Source organism: Amycolatopsis echigonensis, from assembly GCF_002846615.1.
Taxonomy (GTDB): Bacteria; Actinomycetota; Actinomycetes; order Mycobacteriales; family Pseudonocardiaceae; genus Amycolatopsis; species Amycolatopsis echigonensis.
Genome location: NZ_PJMY01000003.1, coordinates 7,035,083 through 7,052,299 on the forward strand (window position 1 = coordinate 7,035,083; position 17,217 = coordinate 7,052,299).

At 69.1% G+C, this 17,217-nt stretch carries 18 protein-coding genes; 16 read left to right on the forward strand and 2 right to left on the reverse strand.

Annotated features, from left to right (window positions below; all coding sequences use genetic code 11):
- Positions 1 to 64 precede the first annotated feature (64 nt).
- On the forward strand, positions 65 to 541 hold the full coding sequence (locus tag ATK30_RS38270) for an SRPBCC family protein (protein WP_101439593.1): 477 nt from the start codon (positions 65 to 67) through the stop codon (positions 539 to 541).
- Here ATK30_RS38270 and ATK30_RS38275 read toward each other — a convergent pair.
- Positions 538 to 1,257 carry an alpha/beta fold hydrolase gene (locus ATK30_RS38275; RefSeq protein WP_101439594.1) on the reverse strand — a complete coding sequence of 240 codons (720 nt, stop codon included), beginning with the start codon at positions 1,255 to 1,257 and terminating at the stop codon, positions 538 to 540. The genes ATK30_RS38270 and ATK30_RS38275 overlap by 4 nt on opposite strands.
- 131 nt (positions 1,258 to 1,388) lie before the next feature.
- On the opposite strand from ATK30_RS38275, the gene ATK30_RS38280 reads away from it, so the two are divergent.
- The 15 genes from ATK30_RS38280 to ATK30_RS38350 all read left to right on the forward strand — a co-directional run bounded on the left by ATK30_RS38280 (position 1,389) and on the right by ATK30_RS38350 (position 16,281).
- The gene (locus ATK30_RS38280) at positions 1,389 to 1,730 is read left to right on the forward strand and encodes a winged helix-turn-helix transcriptional regulator (RefSeq protein WP_101439595.1); all 342 of its coding nucleotides are present in this window, start codon (positions 1,389 to 1,391) and stop codon (positions 1,728 to 1,730) included.
- Between the two features lie 158 nt (positions 1,731 to 1,888).
- Entirely contained in the window at positions 1,889 to 2,485 is a 597-nt protein-coding gene (locus tag ATK30_RS38285) for a TetR/AcrR family transcriptional regulator (RefSeq protein ID WP_101439596.1), read from the forward strand.
- Between the two features lie 21 nt (positions 2,486 to 2,506).
- Positions 2,507 to 3,169 (forward strand): VC0807 family protein, encoded by a 663-nt coding sequence (locus tag ATK30_RS38290; RefSeq protein ID WP_244194850.1) that lies wholly within the window; start codon positions 2,507 to 2,509, stop codon positions 3,167 to 3,169.
- Positions 3,169 to 3,894 carry an SDR family NAD(P)-dependent oxidoreductase gene (locus ATK30_RS38295; protein ID WP_101439597.1) on the forward strand — a complete coding sequence of 242 codons (726 nt, stop codon included), beginning with the start codon at positions 3,169 to 3,171 and terminating at the stop codon, positions 3,892 to 3,894. The genes ATK30_RS38290 and ATK30_RS38295 overlap by 1 nt, the downstream gene beginning before the upstream one ends.
- Positions 3,895 to 4,127: 233 nt before the next feature.
- Positions 4,128 to 4,640 carry a MarR family winged helix-turn-helix transcriptional regulator gene (locus ATK30_RS38300; RefSeq protein WP_208637531.1) on the forward strand — a complete coding sequence of 171 codons (513 nt, stop codon included), beginning with the start codon at positions 4,128 to 4,130 and terminating at the stop codon, positions 4,638 to 4,640.
- Positions 4,641 to 5,655: 1,015 nt separating this feature from the next.
- Positions 5,656 to 6,924, forward strand: coding sequence for an FAD-dependent monooxygenase (locus ATK30_RS38305; protein WP_101439599.1), 1,269 nt, complete (start codon positions 5,656 to 5,658; stop codon positions 6,922 to 6,924).
- Positions 6,925 to 6,964: 40 nt separating this feature from the next.
- On the forward strand, positions 6,965 to 8,359 hold the full coding sequence (locus ATK30_RS38310) for an MFS transporter (protein ID WP_101439600.1): 1,395 nt from the start codon (positions 6,965 to 6,967) through the stop codon (positions 8,357 to 8,359).
- Between the two features lie 25 nt (positions 8,360 to 8,384).
- Positions 8,385 to 9,263 (forward strand): FAD binding domain-containing protein, encoded by an 879-nt coding sequence (locus ATK30_RS38315; protein ID WP_101439601.1) that lies wholly within the window; start codon positions 8,385 to 8,387, stop codon positions 9,261 to 9,263.
- Positions 9,263 to 11,665, forward strand: a complete 2,403-nt coding sequence (locus ATK30_RS38320) for a xanthine dehydrogenase family protein molybdopterin-binding subunit (protein ID WP_101439602.1) — start codon at positions 9,263 to 9,265, stop codon at positions 11,663 to 11,665. Before ATK30_RS38315 ends, ATK30_RS38320 begins: the two co-directional genes overlap by 1 nt.
- Positions 11,662 to 12,168 (forward strand): (2Fe-2S)-binding protein, encoded by a 507-nt coding sequence (locus ATK30_RS38325; protein ID WP_101439603.1) that lies wholly within the window; start codon positions 11,662 to 11,664, stop codon positions 12,166 to 12,168. Before ATK30_RS38320 ends, ATK30_RS38325 begins: the two co-directional genes overlap by 4 nt.
- The gene (locus tag ATK30_RS38330) at positions 12,165 to 12,818 is read left to right on the forward strand and encodes an SRPBCC family protein (protein ID WP_101439604.1); all 654 of its coding nucleotides are present in this window, start codon (positions 12,165 to 12,167) and stop codon (positions 12,816 to 12,818) included. The genes ATK30_RS38325 and ATK30_RS38330 overlap by 4 nt, the downstream gene beginning before the upstream one ends.
- Positions 12,805 to 13,464, forward strand: coding sequence for an isochorismatase family protein (locus ATK30_RS38335; protein ID WP_101439605.1), 660 nt, complete (start codon positions 12,805 to 12,807; stop codon positions 13,462 to 13,464). Before ATK30_RS38330 ends, ATK30_RS38335 begins: the two co-directional genes overlap by 14 nt.
- A gap of 20 nt (positions 13,465 to 13,484) precedes the next feature.
- The gene (locus ATK30_RS38340; protein WP_101439606.1) at positions 13,485 to 14,363 is read left to right on the forward strand and encodes an alpha/beta fold hydrolase; all 879 of its coding nucleotides are present in this window, start codon (positions 13,485 to 13,487) and stop codon (positions 14,361 to 14,363) included.
- A 104-nt stretch (positions 14,364 to 14,467) separates the two neighbouring features.
- Positions 14,468 to 15,514: a M29 family metallopeptidase gene (locus tag ATK30_RS38345; protein WP_101439607.1), complete on the forward strand. Its 1,047-nt coding sequence runs from the start codon at positions 14,468 to 14,470 to the stop codon at positions 15,512 to 15,514.
- Entirely contained in the window at positions 15,511 to 16,281 is a 771-nt protein-coding gene (locus ATK30_RS38350) for a maleate cis-trans isomerase family protein (RefSeq protein ID WP_101439608.1), read from the forward strand. Before ATK30_RS38345 ends, ATK30_RS38350 begins: the two co-directional genes overlap by 4 nt.
- Positions 16,282 to 16,326: 45 nt before the next feature.
- On the opposite strand, the gene ATK30_RS38355 is transcribed toward ATK30_RS38350, so the two are convergent.
- Complete coding sequence (locus ATK30_RS38355; RefSeq protein ID WP_101439609.1) at positions 16,327 to 17,187, reverse strand: LLM class flavin-dependent oxidoreductase; 861 nt, start codon at positions 17,185 to 17,187, stop codon at positions 16,327 to 16,329.
- Positions 17,188 to 17,217: the final 30 nt, after the last annotated feature.

The window sequence follows — 17,217 nt, forward strand, 5'->3', positions numbered from 1 at the left end:
CCGAATTCGTGGCGTAGGCAAGAGCGGCTCCGCACTGGGCCGCGGAAGACGAGGAGAGGCCGTCATGACCGAAAAAGTGAGCGCCACGCTGACCATCGCCGCGTCCGCCGAGCAGGTCTTCGCGGTGCTGGCGGATCCGGCCGCGCACGCCGCGATCGACGGCACCGGCTGGGTCCAGGCCGCGGTCGACCACGCCCCGCTCGCCGCGCCCGGCCAGCTCTTCCGCATGGGCATGCACCACGCCGACCACCCGGACGGCGACTACGAGACGGTCAACAAAGTGGAGGTCCTGGATCCGGCGCGAGCCATCGGCTGGGTGACCGGCTACCGGAAAGGCGACGGCGAACTGGAGTTCGGCGGCTGGCTCTGGCGGTACGACCTGGCACCGCTCGGCCCGGCCGGGACCGAGGTGACGCTGTCCTACGACTGGTCGGCCGTGCCGCAGTTCGTCCGCGACCGCGGCATCCAGTTCCCGCCGTTCGGTCCCGGCCACCTGGACGGCTCCTTGCGCCACCTGGCCGAGTTGTGCGCCGCCGGCTAGGCGAGCTTCAGCAGGAGTTCGCTCAGTTCGACCGGCATCGTGATCATGCAGTCGTGCCCGGTCGGCAGCTCCCACACCTGCGACGGCGTCCCGTTCGGCTGGATCGCGGGGACGGGACGGCGGACGATGCCCTTCGGGGTCGTGCCGACGCAGTGGATGTGCGTGCGCGGGATCGCTCGCGCGGCCGGGTTGTCCAGCCGCACCGGCTGCTGCAGGCAGCGCACCGGCTGGTCGGAGAGCATTCCGCGCAGCCATTCGAGGTCGGCCGGATCGGTGACGCCGAAGAGCCCGAACGGCGCGGGCTGCTCCGGCAGCGGCGGAACGCGCCAGCCGTCGCCGTGCTGCTGGGCGAGGTCGATCAGGCTCTGGCTGACCGGCTGGACGTCGACCGCGGTTTCGCCGTCCTCGGGCACCATCGCGTCGAGGTAGACCAGCTCGGCGACCCGGTCCGGCACCTCGTTCGCGGCCGACGAGACGACCAGCCCGGCGTAGCTGTGCCCGACCAGGACCACGTCCTGTTCGCGGCGGAGCACGTCCACGATGTCCTGGACGTGGGTGTCGAGCCCGATTTCGGGGCTGAGCAGGTGTTTCTTGTCGCCGTAGCCGGTCAGGGAGGGCGCGAGCACCCGGTGCCCGGCAGATTCCAGCAGCGGGACCACCCGGTCCCAGGCCCGGCCGCTGTGCCAGGCGCCGTGGACCAGTACGAACGTCGTCATCTCAAGGTTCCTCGTTCTCGGGATTCGCGGTTACCAGCAGTAACCCGGTACTGTTCGATAACCATCGTGATCGTCCGCGCGGCAGCGGGCAATAAGGCACTCATTAGTGCCTCGGTTCTCCGGAGGTAACCATGGCCGACCAGGTGTGCCGGACCCGAGTGGTCCTCGAGATCGTGGGGGACAAATGGGCGCTGCTGATCGTCCGCATGCTGCGCGACGGCCCGCGGCGGTTCACTGAGCTCAAAAGGGAAATCGAGGGGATCAGCCAGCGGATGCTCACGGTCACGCTGCGGGATCTGGAACGCGACGGGATTCTCACGCGGACTGTCCACAATGTCATGCCGCCGCACGTTTCCTACGAGCTGACGGCGATGGGCCGGACCCTTCGCGAGGCGACCGCGCCCTTGCTGGAGTGGAGCGTCGAGCATTTGGCGAAAATCGAAAAGGCGCGCGCGGACTACGACGCTCGCTGAACGGGCCGGTTCGCCGGACCGGCGCGGCAGCGGATCGCTTGACCGGCGCGCCGGCCACGCCTGGCCTGGGGTGTTCCCGTCCGGACCGGTGGCCTCGTCGTGGGGTTGATCTGACTGTGGTAGTTTTGATTCGGTCAGATAAAACTCCAGGTGGGGCGATGGATCGAACGTTCACGAACCAGGCGCGGCGGGCGCAGATCGTGCAGGCCGCGATCGACACGATCGCGGAGCTCGGCTACGCCAAGGCGTCCTTCGCGCAGATCACGAAGCGGGCCGGGCTGCGCAGCCCGCGGATGATCTCGTACCACTTCGCCGACAAGAACGACCTGATCCGTCAGATCGCCGTCGAAGTCTTCACCGCCGGCGCCCGCTACATCCACGAACGCACCGAGGCCGCGGCCACCGGTCTCGGCAAGCTCCGTGCCTACCTGGAAGCCAACCTGCAGTTCCTGCGCGACCACCCGAAGGAGGTCGCGGCGCTGACTGAGATCGGCAGGCATCTGCGCACCGACGAGGGGAAGGCCTACACCTCCACCAGCGCGCAGGAAGTCAGCGTGGAGAGCCTGGAAACCCTGCTGGCCCAAGGTCAGTCCGGCGGCGAGTTCCGGGACTTCGACGTTCGCTCGATGGCGATCATGATCCGCGCCGCGGTCGACGGCGCCGCGCAACGCCTGCGAGACGAACCGGAATTCGACTTCGACGCTTATGCGAGCGAAGTTGTCGCCGTCTTCACGCTCGCTGCTCGAAAACAGTAATTCGTCATGTCTGGGGGCACCATGATGACCGGCAATTCCGGCGTGCGCGCGAGCCTGCGACGGCTTCCGCTTCTAGAGATTTTGGCACCGCTCGTGCTGTTCTACGGTCTGCGCTGGCTGGGGGTGAATCAGTTTGTGGCGCTGCTAGCCGGAAGCGTCATCCCGGCTGTGGGTGCGGTGCGCGGTCTCGTCGCCGAACGGCGGATTTCCGGGGTGCGGGTGTTCGTGCTCGGCACCATGGCGGTCACCGTCGCCGGTTCCTTCATCTCTGGGAGCCCTCGTGCTCTGTTGTTGCGCAGCGCGATACTGACTGTCGCGCTGGGCTTCTTCTTGCTCTCGACGCTGTTTTTCCGTCGCCCGTTCCTGTATGAGGCGGCCCGGGTGGTATTTGACGAAGACAAACAACAGATCTGGGAACGGAATTGGGACGAGGTCCCGGTGTTCCGCCAGTTGCTGTGGCGGATCAGCCTGATCTGGGGCCTTGCCTGCCTGGCTGACGCCGCGGTCCGGGTCGTTGTCGCGCTGCTGCTGCCGGTCGACGTCGTGCCTGTCTTGGACGACGGACTCCTCGTGGTCACGCTGGTCGTCCTGGTGGCAGTCCAACGTTTCTACGGCAGAGCTTTCTTGCGACGCAACGGGCTTCGGCTGCACGGTGTGCACCTCGTTCCCTTGGCGGAGGCGTGATGCGCCAGGTCGCGCTGATCACGGGCGGTGCCAGCGGAATCGGCGCCGCCGCGGCCCGCCTGCTCGCCGCCCGCGGGATGCGGATCGTGCTCGTCGACCGGGACGAGGAGCGGGGCGCTGCCGTGGCCGCTGAACTGGACGGCCGGTTCGTCGCCGCCGATGTCGGCTCGCTGGCGGACAACGAGCGAGCGGTGCGGGTCGCGGCGGACGAGTTCGGGCGGTTGGACGTCGTGGTGCTCAACGCGGGCGTCCCCGGACGGTGCGGACTGGCCGATTTCACCGAACTGTCCTATCGGGACACCATGCGGACCAATGTGGACGGTGTGGTGTACGGCCTGCGTGCTTGCCTGCCGCTGGTGCGCCGCCAGGGCGAGGGGTCGGTCGTCGTGACGGCGAGTTTGGCCGGACTGACCGGTTCGCCGGACCTGTTCTACGCGACCAGCAAGCACGCCTTGATCGGCCTGGTTCGGTCGGCCGCGCCGCAGCTCGTCTCGGACGGCATCCGGATCAATGCTCTCTGTCCCGGTTTGGTGGACACGCCGGTCCTCGCGGGATTCCGTTCGTCGCTGGAGAAAGCCGGGCTCCGGATCGCCGATCCCGCCGAAGCCGCGGCGGCCGTGGAAACGATCCTGGCGAGCGGCGAGACCGGCGGCACGTGGGTCCTCCAGGCCGGTCGCCCGGCGAGTCTTGTGCCGGTGCCGGAAATCCCGCTTGCCGCTGGGTGAACGCGTCCCACCTCGTTCCGGCAGAGGGTTGGGCGAGTTTCGCCGTTTTGTACTCGGCTGGCGGCTGCGGCCTGTCCGGTTTGACCGGAAATTGAGGGACGCTGCCTGAGCTGCGTGTGCCCGAGCCGGAATTTGTCCGAGGACGTACTATCCTGGGCGGGCAGGGATGCGGGGACAGGCTTCGGCGGGCCGGACGGGCTGCTGCGGCGCGGGTGCGTAGTTAAGGTCGAGGGATGTCGACAGCAGTGGGTGGGGCAGCGAAAGGCGGCTCGCGGGTGGGGCGTCGGGTGAGCCTGGAGGCGCCGGCGGATCTCGCCGCGGCGCCGGGGTACGGGGCTCGGCGGCTGTACCAGGCGTATTTGGCGGCTTGGAATCGGCATGTCGATTCGGTGCTGACCGGGCCGCAGTTCGCGGTGCTGTCGGCGGTGCGGGCTTATCCCGGATTCGACCAGACCGCGTTGGCCAAGGCGGTGGCGCTGGATACGTCGACGATGGCTGATGTGTGCCGCCGGTTGGAGAATCGGGGGCTGATCGCCCGGGGGCCCGCGCCGCATGACGCGCGGGCGAAGGTGCTGACGTTGACGGAGGACGGGTTGGCCGCGTTTCGCGAGGTGACCCGGCGGACCCGGAAGCTGGATCAGGCGTTGCTGGCGGGCTGCCCGGAGGAGCGGCGGGCGGAGATCGCGGGGATGCTGAATGAATTGGGGGCGCTGTGGGAGGCGGTTGCTGAGCGTCCGGAGATTTGAGGTCTTTTTGGTGTGAGTCTGCTCGTCGCCTGGCGGCGACGTTGCAGGTGGGTGGTGCGGTGGGGCACCCCGAAGCTTGATTGTGCTGACGGTCTGGGGGTGCTTGTCAAGGCGGGAAAGATGCCTTGACAAGCACCCCCAGACCGCAGGGAGGCTTCGTATCGGGGTGTGGGGGAGGGGCTGGGTGCCTCGACGGTTGGGTGCGTCGGCTGCGGTCGGGTGCTTGGCGGGGTCGTTGCGCGCGGCTTGGGCTTGGGTGCCTGGGTTTGCGAGGGCGGGTTAGCGCGCCGAGATGGCGTTGGATACGGGTGCGCCGGGTCATGTGGGTGCGACGGACGCACCGGACGCCATATTGGGCACAATCCGACGCAGCCCATGCCGCATGGGGTGCGTCTGAGCGGCAGGTGTTGGTCTGTGAAGGGCTCTTGAGGAAATCTGCGTTCGTGAAGGGGCCCTTCATGGACGGCCGAGCGCCGCGAGGGGCTCCTTGGGGGAATCTAAGTCCGTGGAGGAGTCCTTCGCGGGCGGCGGGTCGCGGGGAATCCCCTGAGGGAATCTGAGCCCGTGAAGGGTCCCCTCGCGGATTGCGTCGCTGTCCCGGGGGGTGCTGTTCGGTGGTGGGCTTGGTGTTTCGCGGCTCGGGGGGTCTTGCGGAGCGGCACCGGCGGTGAGCGGGATGTCGGAGGAGTCCGGTCGGAGCGGGCTGCGCAGGCATCAACCTGGGCGCGGCATCAACTCGAGCGCGCCGTGCTGGGTCGGCAGGGGTGCGACTGTCTCGGCAGTGCTGTGTGCCGTCCAGAGGTTTCCAGGTCGCGACTGCCTGTGGAGAACCTGGCCTGAGCGGTCCGGCGAAAACCGCTGTGTCGCCTCGCTCGGTGACTGGTCCGGCACCCACCGCGCCCACAACACCTGGTCGTCCCGGAAATTCCCCGAAGACTATTGCGTGTTCGGATAATCCGTGTTCGGATTAACCGCAGCCGGGTGACGGGTCGAGCTAGCGGTAGGAGGTCAGCGGGTGGCGGCGAGTCAGTCTTTCGAGGTAGTGGTCGCCGGGGGCGGGTTGGGCGGGCTGTGTGCTGCGTTGTCGTTGCGGCAGCGCGGGTTGCGGGTCACGGTGGTCGAAGCGGCGCCGCAGCTGGGGGAGATCGGGGCCGGGATTCAGACTGCGCCCAATGCCAGCCGGATCCTGATCGGGTTGGGGTTGCGGCCTGAGTTGCAGAAGGTTCGGTGCGAACCGCAGGATCAGGTGCGGCGGAGGTGGGCTGACGGCAGCATTATCGCGCAGTTGCCGCTCGGGCAGCGGGTCGTCGACAAGTACGGGGCACCGTATTGGCATTACCATCGGGCGGATTTGCATTCCGTGCTGTTGCGGGCGTGCGTTGATCCTGACGGGGCCGGGCCGGTCGTGAAGGTGGCTACTGCGGCGAAGGTGGTCGATCTCGATCGCGGGAATCCGGAGAGGCCCGCGGTCATTACCGAGGACGGGCGCCGGTTTGAGGGCGACGTTGTCGTCGGGGCGGACGGGATCCGTTCCGCGGTAAGGGATCTCGCCGGGTTCGACGATACTCTCGCGTTTTCCGGCGAGATGGCGTATCGGGCGTTGATCCCGGGCGATTCGATCGCGGCGGATCCGGCGACGCGGTTCCTGGTCGATCGTTATCATTCTACGATTTGGTACGGGCCGGACAAGCACCTGGTGCACTACATGATCCGCGGCGGCGAATATCTCAACGTGGTGGCGATCGTGCCGTGCACGGAGGAAGTCGAGAAGAACTGGAGTGCGCCGGCGAGCGCGGAGCAGCTCGCGGCTGAGTATTCCGATTGGGACGACCGCGTGCCGACGATGCTGTCGAAGGCCAAGGACGACGTCTCGGTCTGGGCGATGTACCGGCGGCGCCGCGATCCGGTGTGGGTGGACGGGCGCGTCGCGTTGCTCGGGGACGCTTGTCACGCAATGCTTCCGTATCAGGCGCAGGGTGCGTCGCAGGCGATGGAGGACGGCGCGGTTCTCGCGGAGGAGCTGGGGCAGGCCACCCGCGAAGGGATCGACAACGCGCTGACCCGGTATGTGCACCGGCGCGCCAAGCACGCGGGGATGGTGCAGGACGCATCCTTGCGGAACATGAGTTTTTACCATATGCCGGACGGTCCGGCGCAGCGCGAGCGCGACGAAAAGCTGCGGAGTTTCGACGGCGAGTCCGATGTGTCCTACGACTGGCTGTGGAACGGGACTCCGCTCAACGACCCGGACAACGAATCCATTCACTACCAGTTCGCCCGATAGCACGAACGGCCCACGCAGACTTTCGCAAAGGAGCAAAGCTATGCGTACCGGAGACCAGGTGGTCCAAGACTTGCCGTGGCGCTGGCGCGTCCAGGGCAAGATCTTCCTCATCGGCGGGCTCGGCTACATGTTCGACGCCTGGGACGTGGCGCTGAACGGATTCCTCACCCCGTTGGTGGGCACGGAATTCGGGCTGTCGGCCACGCAGCGGGGATTTGTCGCCACGGCCAATCTGATCGGCATGGCGGTGGGCGCGGTCGCCTGGGGGACGGTCGCGGACCGGATCGGCCGCAAGCGGGCGTTCAGCATCACGTTGCTGTTGTTCGCGTTCTTCTCGGTGTTCGCCGCGTTGTCGCCGAACATCGAGGTGTTCCTGCTGCTGAGGTTCCTCGCCGGAGTCGGGCTCGGCGGCTGCATTCCGGTGGACTACGCGATTGTCAGCGAGTTCTCGCCGCGCAAGCAACGGGGGCGCGTACTGTCCGCGATGGACGGTTGGTGGCCGGTCGGCACCACGCTCGCGGGGGCGTCGGCGACGCTGCTGGTTCCGGTTTCCGGGAACTGGCGGTGGATGCTGGTGCTGATGATCCTGCCCGCGGTGCTGCTGTTCTGGGCCCGGCGCGGGGTTCCGGAATCGCCGTTGTATCTGGTCCGCAAGGGGCGCGAGGCCGAAGCCCGGCTGGTGATCGACGATCTCGTCGAACGCACGGGTGCGCCGAAAGAACAGTACCGGATTCCGGCGGCGATCCAGGAAGACAAGCGGGCCGGCGGGGTGTTCGCGGCGGCCGATCAGCTGCGGCGGGTCTGGGCGTACAACCCGAAGGTCACCGGGGTCGCCTGGGCATTGTTCATCACCGTGATGCTGGTGTACTACGCCGCGCTGAGCTGGATGCCTTCGATCCTCAAGGCGCAGGGCTTCGGGGAGATCGCCGCGTTCGCTTCGACCACTTTGATGAACGCGCTCGGTATCGTCGGCGTCGTGGTGGCGGTGTTGCTGGTGGACCGCATCGGCCGCAAGCGGGTGATCGCCGCGGCCGGGCCGGTGGCTGCGGTCACGCTGGTGATTTTCTCGCTGGTGCTCGGGTCGGCCGGGGCCGCGGTGGTGGCGATCGGCGCGTTCGGGCTGTTCTCGCTGGTGGTCATTCCGGTGATGTACGCGTTCGTATCCGAGCTGTACCCGACGGAGCTGCGCGCGTCGGGCTTCGGCTGGGCGTCGTCGTCCAGCCGAGCGGTCACCGGGTTCGCGCCATTGCTGTTCGGCAGCGTGCTGTGGCCGGTGCTCGGGCTGCCGCTGACGTTCACGCTGCTCGGCCTGCTCGTCGTCGGGGCCGTGGTGTTCATGGTCTTCTGCGCGCCGGAAACCCGGGGCCGGGAGCTGGACCGGATCGCCGACGAGACCGCGCCCGCGCCGAACCAGTCCGAAATGGACGCAGTCTGATCCGCCGCCGCAGAAAGGGAATCGCATGAAGCCCGCCGCGTTCGCCTACCACCGGGCGCACGACGTCGCCGACGCCGTCGGCCTGCTTTCCGACCTCGCCGGGCGAGGGCGGGAGCCGAAAGCGATCGCGGGCGGGCAGAGCCTGATGCCGATGATGAGCTTCCGCCTGGCCCGCCCGAGCGACCTGGTCGACCTCGGGCGGCTGCGGGACCTGCCGGGGATGACCGAGATCGCGCGGACCGGTCCGGCGCTCCGCATCGGCGCGATGACGACGCACCGCCAGGTCGAGCTGGCCGCGCTCGGCCCGGGTTTCGCGGTGCTGGCGGAGGCGATGCGGTACGTCGGGCACCTGCCGATCCGGTCCCGGGGCACGGTCGGCGGCAGTCTCGTGCACGGCGACTCCACTGCGGAGTGGTGCATGCTCGCGCTGCTGCTGGACGCGGTGATCGTCGCCGAAGGCCCGGACGGCCGCCGTGAAATCCCGGCCGGGGAGATGTTCTACGGCTTCTACGCGACCGCGGTGGAGGCGGACGAGGTCGTCACCGAGGTCCGGTTCACCCGGGCGGCGCCGAAGGCCGCGTTGACCGAGTTTTCCCGCCGTGCCGGGGATTTCGCGACGGTCGCCGCGGCGGTGACGCTCGAGCCTCGCGCGGACGGATCGCTGGAAGGCGGCCGGGTGGTGCTCGGCGGGGTCGCGCCCGCACCGATGCGGGTTCCGGAAGCCGAGGCGGTGCTGGCGGACGGCGAACCGGGACCGGAGTTGTTCGCCGCGTGCGGGCGGGCGGCGGCGGAGGCGATCGACCCGCGGAGTGACGCGCAGGGGAGTGCGGACTACCGGCGTGCGCTGACGAGGACGTTGGTGGCACGGAGCCTGGGCCAGGCGTGGGAAAAGGGAGAGCGGTGATGGCGAGTTCGCCCGAAGAACCCCGGTTCGACGGCCGGGGCGGCAAGTGGATCGGCGCGTCCGTGCGCCGTCGCGAGGACCCGCGGCTGGTCACCGGTCGGGGGCGGTTCGTGGACGACATCCACCTCCACGGCATGCTGCACGCCGGGTTCGTGCGCGCGACCGTCGCGCACGGCAAGATCACCGGACTCGACCTCAGCGCCACTCGCGAGGTGGACGGCGTCGTAGCCGCGTACTCGGCGGAAGACCTCCAGCTCGGCGACATGGTCGCGCTGCTGGACCGCCCGCCCGAGGAGTTCACCCCGACCACGATGCCGATCCTCGCGCGCGGAAAGGTCCGGTTCGTCGGCGAGCCGATCGCGCTGGTCATCGCGAAGGATCCGTACGCGGTCGAGGACGGCATCGAGGCCGCTCAGGTGAGTTACGAGGTCCTCGACGCTGTCGTCTCCGAGGAAACAGCGCTCGCCGAGAATGCGCCGTTGGTGCACGAGGACGCGCCGAGCAACGTGCTGCTCGATGTCACGGCGTTCGACACCCCGGGCGTGGACGAAGCGTTCGCGGACGGGTGCGTGATCGAACTCGTCACCCGCAGCGGACGGCAGAACGCGCTGCCGCTCGAGACGCGCGGCGCGGTGGCGTCCTGGGACGACCGCGACGAGCAGCTCCTTGTCCAGACGTGCAGCCAGGTGCCGCATCAGGTCCGTACCGTGCTGGCGCGGTCGCTGCGGATCCCGGAGCGTTCAGTGCGCGTCGTGGTCCCGGACATGGGCGGCGGCTTCGGGCAGAAATGCGTCGTGGGGCGGGAGGAAATCGCCGTCGCGGCGGCGGCGAAACTGTTGCGGCGTCCGGTCAAATGGATCGAGGACCGCAGCGAAGCCCTCGCGTCCGGGTTCCTGGCGCGCGAGCAGCGGTACCGCACGCGCGCCGCGTTCACTCCGGACGGCGAACTGACCGCGCTGGAGTCCGACATCGTGTGCGACATGGGCGCGTACTCGTGCTATCCGTTCACCGTCGGCATCGAACCTCTGATGGCGGCGGCGGAAATGCCGTCGGTGTACCGGGTTCCGGCCTACCGGGTGCGGGCAAGAGCGATCACGAGCAACAAAGCGCCGACTGCGCCGTACCGCGGGGTCAGCCGTCCGCAGTACGTCATGGTGATGGAGCGGATCATGGACCTGGCCGCGCGTCGGCTCGGCCTCGACCCGGTCGAGATCCGCCGCCGCAACGTGATCACCGAATTCCCGTACGTGGGCATCAACAAGGTGACCTACGACCCCGGCAGCTACCTCGAATCGCTGGAGCTGGCCGAGAAGATCCTCCGCGACGAGGGCTGGTACGAGCTGCGCGAGAAGAACCCGTACCTCGGCATCGGCTACAGCTGCTTCTCCGAGCGCACCGGCTACGGCTCGGAGGCGTTCGCGAAGCGGAAGATGACCGTCGTCCCGGGGTTCGACGTGAGCGAGATCCGGATGGACCTCACCGGTTCGATCGTGGTCACGAGCGGCACGATCAACCACGGGCAGTCCCACGAGACGACGTTCGCGCAGATCGTCGCGGAACGGCTCGGCGTCGACCTCGCCAAGGTCAAGCTGCGCCAGGGCGACACCGAGCGGATTTCCTACGGCTGGGGCACTTTCGCGTCGCGCTCGGTGACCATCGGCGGCTCCGCCGTGGCGACCGCGGCGACCCGGCTGGGCGAGCAGCTCTGCGTGATCGCGGCGCATCTGCTGGACACCCGCGTCGAGAACGTCGGCCTCGACGGCGACGGCGGCGTGATCCAGCTCGACGACCCCAGCCGCCGGCTTTCCTTCGAGGAGATCGCCGACGTCGCGTACCTGCGCAGCCACCTGCTGCCCAAGGAAGCCGAGCCGACGCTCACCGCCACCGCGGCGTTCGACGTCCCCGGCGACGGGACGTTCTCGAACGCCACGCACGCGGTCGTGGTGGAAGCCGACCCGGGCACCGGCCAGGTGAAAATCCTCCGCTACGCCTGCGTCGAGGATTGCGGCGTGGTGATCAACCCGAAGGTGGTCGACGGGCAGGCGCGCGGCGGGATCGCGCAGGGCATCGCCGGCGCGCTGTTCGAGGAGGTCACCTACGCGGAGAACGGCGAACCGTCGGCGGCGAGTTTCATCGACTACCTCGTGCCGACCGCCGCGGAGATTCCCGACATCACCGTCGACCATCTCGAAACCCCGTGCGCCTTCACCGAAAGCGGCGCGAAGGGAGCCGGGGAGGGCGGCACGATCGGCGCGCCCGCCGCGGTCCTGAACGCGGTCAACGACCTCCTCTGGCGCACCGGGGTCCAGTTGGAGCAGACCCCGATCCACCCTGAGGCCGTCCTCGCCGCGCTCGCTGTGACTGACCTGGCCGACCGGGAGAAAGCGGGAACCGGAGCATGACCGACAAACAGCTGATCGTCCTGACCGTCAACGGCGAGGAGCACGAACTGCTCGTCGAACCGCGATGGACGCTGCTCGACGTGCTCCGGCACCACGTGGGGCTCACCGGCACGCACGTCGGCTGCGAGCACGGTGTGTGCGGAGCGTGCACGATCCTGGTCGACGGAGAACCGGTGCGCGCCTGCCTGATGTACGCAGTGCAGGCGGAAGGCTGCGCGATCCGGACCGTCGAGGATCTCGGCACCCCGGAGGAGCCGAACGACTTGCAGCAGGCGTTTTCGGAACACCACGGGCTGCAGTGCGGCTTCTGCACGCCCGGATTCCTGATGCTCGCCGAAGGATTCCTGGCCCAGGAACCGTCGCCGACGCGGGAGCAGATCCGGGAGACGGTGTCGTCGAACCTGTGCCGCTGCACCGGGTACCAGACCATTGTGGACGCGATCGAGGCCACCGCCGCGCAGCGCTCCACCGAATCCGGCAGGAAAGAGGACGCCGTCCGATGATTCTCGAGAACACCCTTGACCTTCCCGGCGATCCGGACACGGTGTTCGCGCTGCTCAACGACGTCGAGCGGGTCGCGGGCTGCCTGCCCGGCGCGGTGCTGGAGGGCCGGGACGGCGAGTCCTACCTCGGCAGGGTCAAGTTCAAGGTCGGCCCGGTCAGCGCCGCGTACGCGGGCAAGGTCCGGTTCACCGAGATCGCCGAGGCCGAGCGCCGGCTGCGGCTGTCGGCGCGGGGCGCGGACAGCCACGGCAACGGCGACGCGGAAGCGGACGTCACGCTGACCCTGGTGCCCGGTCCGAAGGGTTCGTCGCTGAACCTGCGCACCGATCTCGTGGTGCGGGGCAAGATCGCGCAGTTCGGCAAGGGCGCGATCAGCACGGTGTCGAACCGGATCCTGCAGCAGTTCGCGCAGAATCTCGGTGCGCTGCTGGAAAACGGCGGAAGCGCACCGGCTCCGGCGGCAGCGGCGACCGCCACCGCGCCTGCCTCGGATTCGCTCGACGGCTTGGCGATGCTGCTCCCGCCTGGTGCCAAGCGTTATCTCCCCGTCGTCGCGGCGGGCGCGCTGGGGCTGTTCCAAGGCTGGCTGCTCGGCCGGATCCGGTCGCAGAACAAACTGATCAAGGAGCTGCTGCGTGAACGCGCCTGAAAACGGACTGCACGGCGCAGAGACGGACCAGACCTATGCCCGCGCGGGTTTCGGCGCCGCGGTGCCGAGAGGGACCTCGCCGGTGCTGGTCGTGGTCGACCTGACCCGCGGCTTCACCGAACCGGAATTCCCTTCCGGCGCGGACCTTTCCGCCGAAGTCGAAGCAGCTGACACGCTGGTCCGGGCCGCGCACGAGAGCGGGGCTCCGGTCGTCTGCACCGCGATCAGCTACACCCCAGCGGAGGCGGACGGCGACGCGATCGCCTGGCTGCGCAAAGCTCCCGGCATGCGCAGCCTGCGCGACGGAAGCGCCGAAGTCGCGCTCGACCCTCGGCTGGAACGGCACGACACCGACCACCTGATCGTCAAAAAGGGTGCATCCGCGTTCCACGGAACGGGCCTCGCCGCGCTGCTCACCGGCCTGGGCGCGGACACCGTGCTGGTCTGTGGCGCGACGACCTCTGGGTGCGTACGAGCGACGGCAGTCGACGCTGTCCAGTCCGGCTTCAACACACTCGTCGTCCGCGACGCTTGCGGCGACCGGGCGCGCGGACCGCACGACGCCGCTCTCTTCGACCTGCAAGCCAAATACGCCGACGTGATCGACCTGGGCGAGGGCGTCGAGCTGCTCGCCAAGGCCCGCTGAACCCCGGAAGGAGTTCCCGCATGTCCGCAGTGTCCGACCGGGTGCTGACCCAGCCCGCGCTCGCCGAACTGGCGAACGTCCCGGCGACGAGCGTCTGGGTGCGGTCCGGTTCCGTCCGGCTGCACGTCCTCGACTACGGCCCGGCCGACGGCGTCCCGCTCGTGGTCCTGCCCGGGATCACCAGCCCGGCGATCACCATGGACTTCGTCGCCCGCGAGCTGACCGACCTGGTCCGCCCGCTGGTGCTCGACATCCGCGGCCGCGGCCTGTCCGACGACGCGCCCGGCGCCGGGCCGTTGCACGGCTACGACCTCGATGCCTACGCCTCGGATGTCGACGCCGTCATCGACCAGCTGCAGCTGTCCGATCCGGTGCTGCTCGGCCACTCGATGGGTGCGCGGATCGCCGCGAAGGCCGCGAGTTCCGCGCACGGCACGATCCTGGCGGACCCGCCGATGAGCCACGCGGACCGGCCGTATCCGACCACTTTGGACACTTTCGCCGCGCAGCTGGACCAAGCCCGGCGCGGTAGCGACGCGGACGAGGTCGCCGCCTCCTGGCCCCGGTGGCCGCGCCGGGAACAGGAACTGCGCGCCGGCTGGCTCGCGTCGTGCTCCCGGACCGCGATCGCCGCGACGCACGCCGGGTTCGAGTCCGAGGAATTCCTTCCCCTGTGGGAGAAACTGACCGGACCGGCGGTCCTGCTGTTCGGAAAGGACAGTCCCGTGGTGACGCCGGAGGACGTCGCCGCGCTGGCTGAAGCCAACCCCGCGCATCCGCTCGTGGGCATCGAGAACGCCGGGCACATGATCTTCTGGGACGAGCCGGAGCCCGCCCTGCAGGCGCTGCGGTCGGCGTTGCAAGACCTGCTCGCCGCGCGCTCACCCGCCGTGCCGTGAAGGACTCCTTGAGGGAATCTGATTCCCTCAAGGAGTCCTTCACGGACCGTCGGCACATTACGCGTACTCGGATAATCCGTATTCGGACAATAAAGGAGGTCGCCATGGACCAGAACCTGTTCAACGACATCTGCTTGCGCCAGCTGACTTTTTCGGGCGTGCACGAGGGGGAGACGGTCGTCGTGCTGACGCGCGGCGCCGAGCGCGCGGAGTACGCGGATGCCTTCCTCTGGGCCGCCCAGCAGCTCGGTGCCGCGACCTACCACATGCGGCTGCCGTCGCCGGCGAGCGCGTCCGGCGCGTGGGCGGTCGGGGATTCCGGCCTTGACCAGCTGCCGCTCGCCGTCGAGGCGCTGAAGGCCGCGGACATGGTCGTGGACTGCACGTTCCTGCTGTTCAGCGAGGAGCAGTTCGCGATCCAGGCCGCCGGCACCCGGATCCTGACCGCCGTCGAACCGCCCGAGCTGCTGGCCCGGCTGATGCCGACGAAGGAACTGCGCGAGCGCGTCGAGATCGGCGCGGAACTGCTGGCCAAGGCCAAGACCATGCGGATCACCAGCCCGCACGGGACGGACGTGACCTACCAGCTGGGCGTGTACCCGACGATGAGCGAGTACGGCTACACCGACCAGCCGGGCCGCTGGGACCACTGGCCGGCGGCGTTCGTGTTCACCGGCGGTTCCGACGACGGCGTGGACGGCAAGATCGTGCTCGCGCCCGGCGACGTGCTGCTGCCGTTCAACACCTATGTCCAGACGCCGGTCGAGCTGACCATCGAAAAGGGCTTCATCCAGGACATCCGCGGCGGCGCGGGCTCGTCCGGCCTCGACGCCGACCTGCTGCGCAGCTACATCGAGTCCTTCCACGACCCGCGTGGCTACGGCATGTCGCACGTCGGATGGGGCCTCGACGAGCGGGCGCACTGGCACGGCCTGACCCAGTTCCCCGGCGGCATGGGCATGGAACTGCGGAGCTTCTACGGCAACGTGATGTTCTCCATCGGCCCGAACAACGAACTCGGCGGCCCGAACGACACGGCCTGCCACTTCGACATCCCGATGCGCGGCAACAGCCTGTACCTCGACGACGAGCTGATCGTCGACGCGGGCGAGCTGACCGTGAAGGACATGCGCCCGGCGGCGAAGCGATGACCGACCACCACATCGGGATGATCGTCCCGAGTTCCAACCTGACCATGGAAACCGAGCTGCCGCGGATGCTGCGCGCCCGCGAGGAGCGGTACCCGGAGGACCGGTTCGTCTTCCACTCCGCCCGCGCGCGCATGCAGCACGTGACACCGGAGCAGTTGCGCGCGATGAACGCCCAGGCGGAACGCGCGGCGACGGAACTGGCCGACGCGCGGCCGGGCGTCGTGGCGACCGCGTGTCTGGTTGCGATCATGGCCCAGGGACCGGGTTATCACTGCACCGCCGAGGAGTCGATCAGGTCGGCGTTGCGCGCGGAGGGCTCGGATGCGCCGGTGGTTTCGTCCGCGGGCGCGCTGTTGTCCGGGATCGCCGCGCTGGAGGCGAAGCGGGTCGCGATCGTGACGCCGTATATGAAGCCGTTGACCCAGGCGGTCGTCGAGTACCTGGAGGACGCGGGCGTCGAGGTGGTCGACTCGCTCTCGCTGGAGGTGCCGGACAACCTGGCGGTGGCGCGGCTCGACCCGGCGGATCTGCTTGAGCACTACCGGAAACTGGACCTGTCGCGGGCGGACGCGCTGGTGCTGTCGGCGTGCGTGCAGATGCCGTCGCTGCCGTCGATCCAGCCGGTGCAGGACGCGGTGGGCATCCCGGTGCTGTCGGCGGCCACGGCCACGACGTTCCGGATTCTCGGCGAGCTCGGTCTCAAGCCGGAGGTGCCGGGGGCGGGGCATTTGCTGAGCGGGAAGGTGTCGGCGGCGAAGGCTGCCTAGCGCGGAATCCCGAGGCCAGGCTGGTCTGTCCTCGGGATTCGCCGGTTACCGACGGCGGGCGGCCACCCGTTCGCGGACCCGCGGCGCGACCTCCCGGGCGAACAGCCGGATGGCGTCGGCGGAGTCCGCGGACAGGAGAAACGCGCTCATCCCGTGCGTGAGCGCGAGTTCGGCGAGCTGGTCCGCCCATTCGCCGGTGCTGCCGGACGGAATCCCCGGCAGGTTGTACAGCCGCCGGATCTCGGCGGGGGACCGGCCCGCCTTCCGGGCCGCTTCGTCGATGAGCGCGTTCGCGGCGGGCAGGCGCTCCGGCGGGACGCGGGTCATGCTCGGCAGCCAGCCGTCCGCGGACCGGCCGATCAGGCGCAGCGTCCGCGGGCCGAGCGCGCCGAGCCAGAGCTCCATCCGGTGTGCGGGGAACGGGCCCGGCGGAGCGCCGGCGAGCCGGTGATGCGAGCCGGACACGCTGGCCGGCGGCCCGGGTGTCCACAGTGCACGGACGACTTCGATTGCTTCCGTGAGCGCGTCGAAGGCTTCGCCGGGGGTGTACCGCGGACCGCCTTGGGCGGCGATGTCGCCCCAGTACGCGCCCGCGCCGAGGGCGAGTTCGGCGCGGCCGCCGCTGAGCAGGTCGAGACTCGCCGCCGAGCGCGCGAGCACCGCGGGCGGGCGCAGGGGCAGGTTGGCGACGTTGGGGAACACGCGCACCCGCTCGGTGCGCGCCGCGAGGACGCTCAGCACGGTCCACGCGTCGAGCAGATCCGGCCGGTACGGACGGTCCGGCACGCTGAGCAGCTCGAGCCCGGCGGTGTCGGCGGCTTCGGCGAGCGCGGTCGCCGCGCCGGGGTCGGCGGCTTCCGGCAGGAGGACGACGCCGAACTGGAGGTCGTGGCCGTAGTCAGGCATGCGTCGCCGGAAATCGTGTCATGACGACAT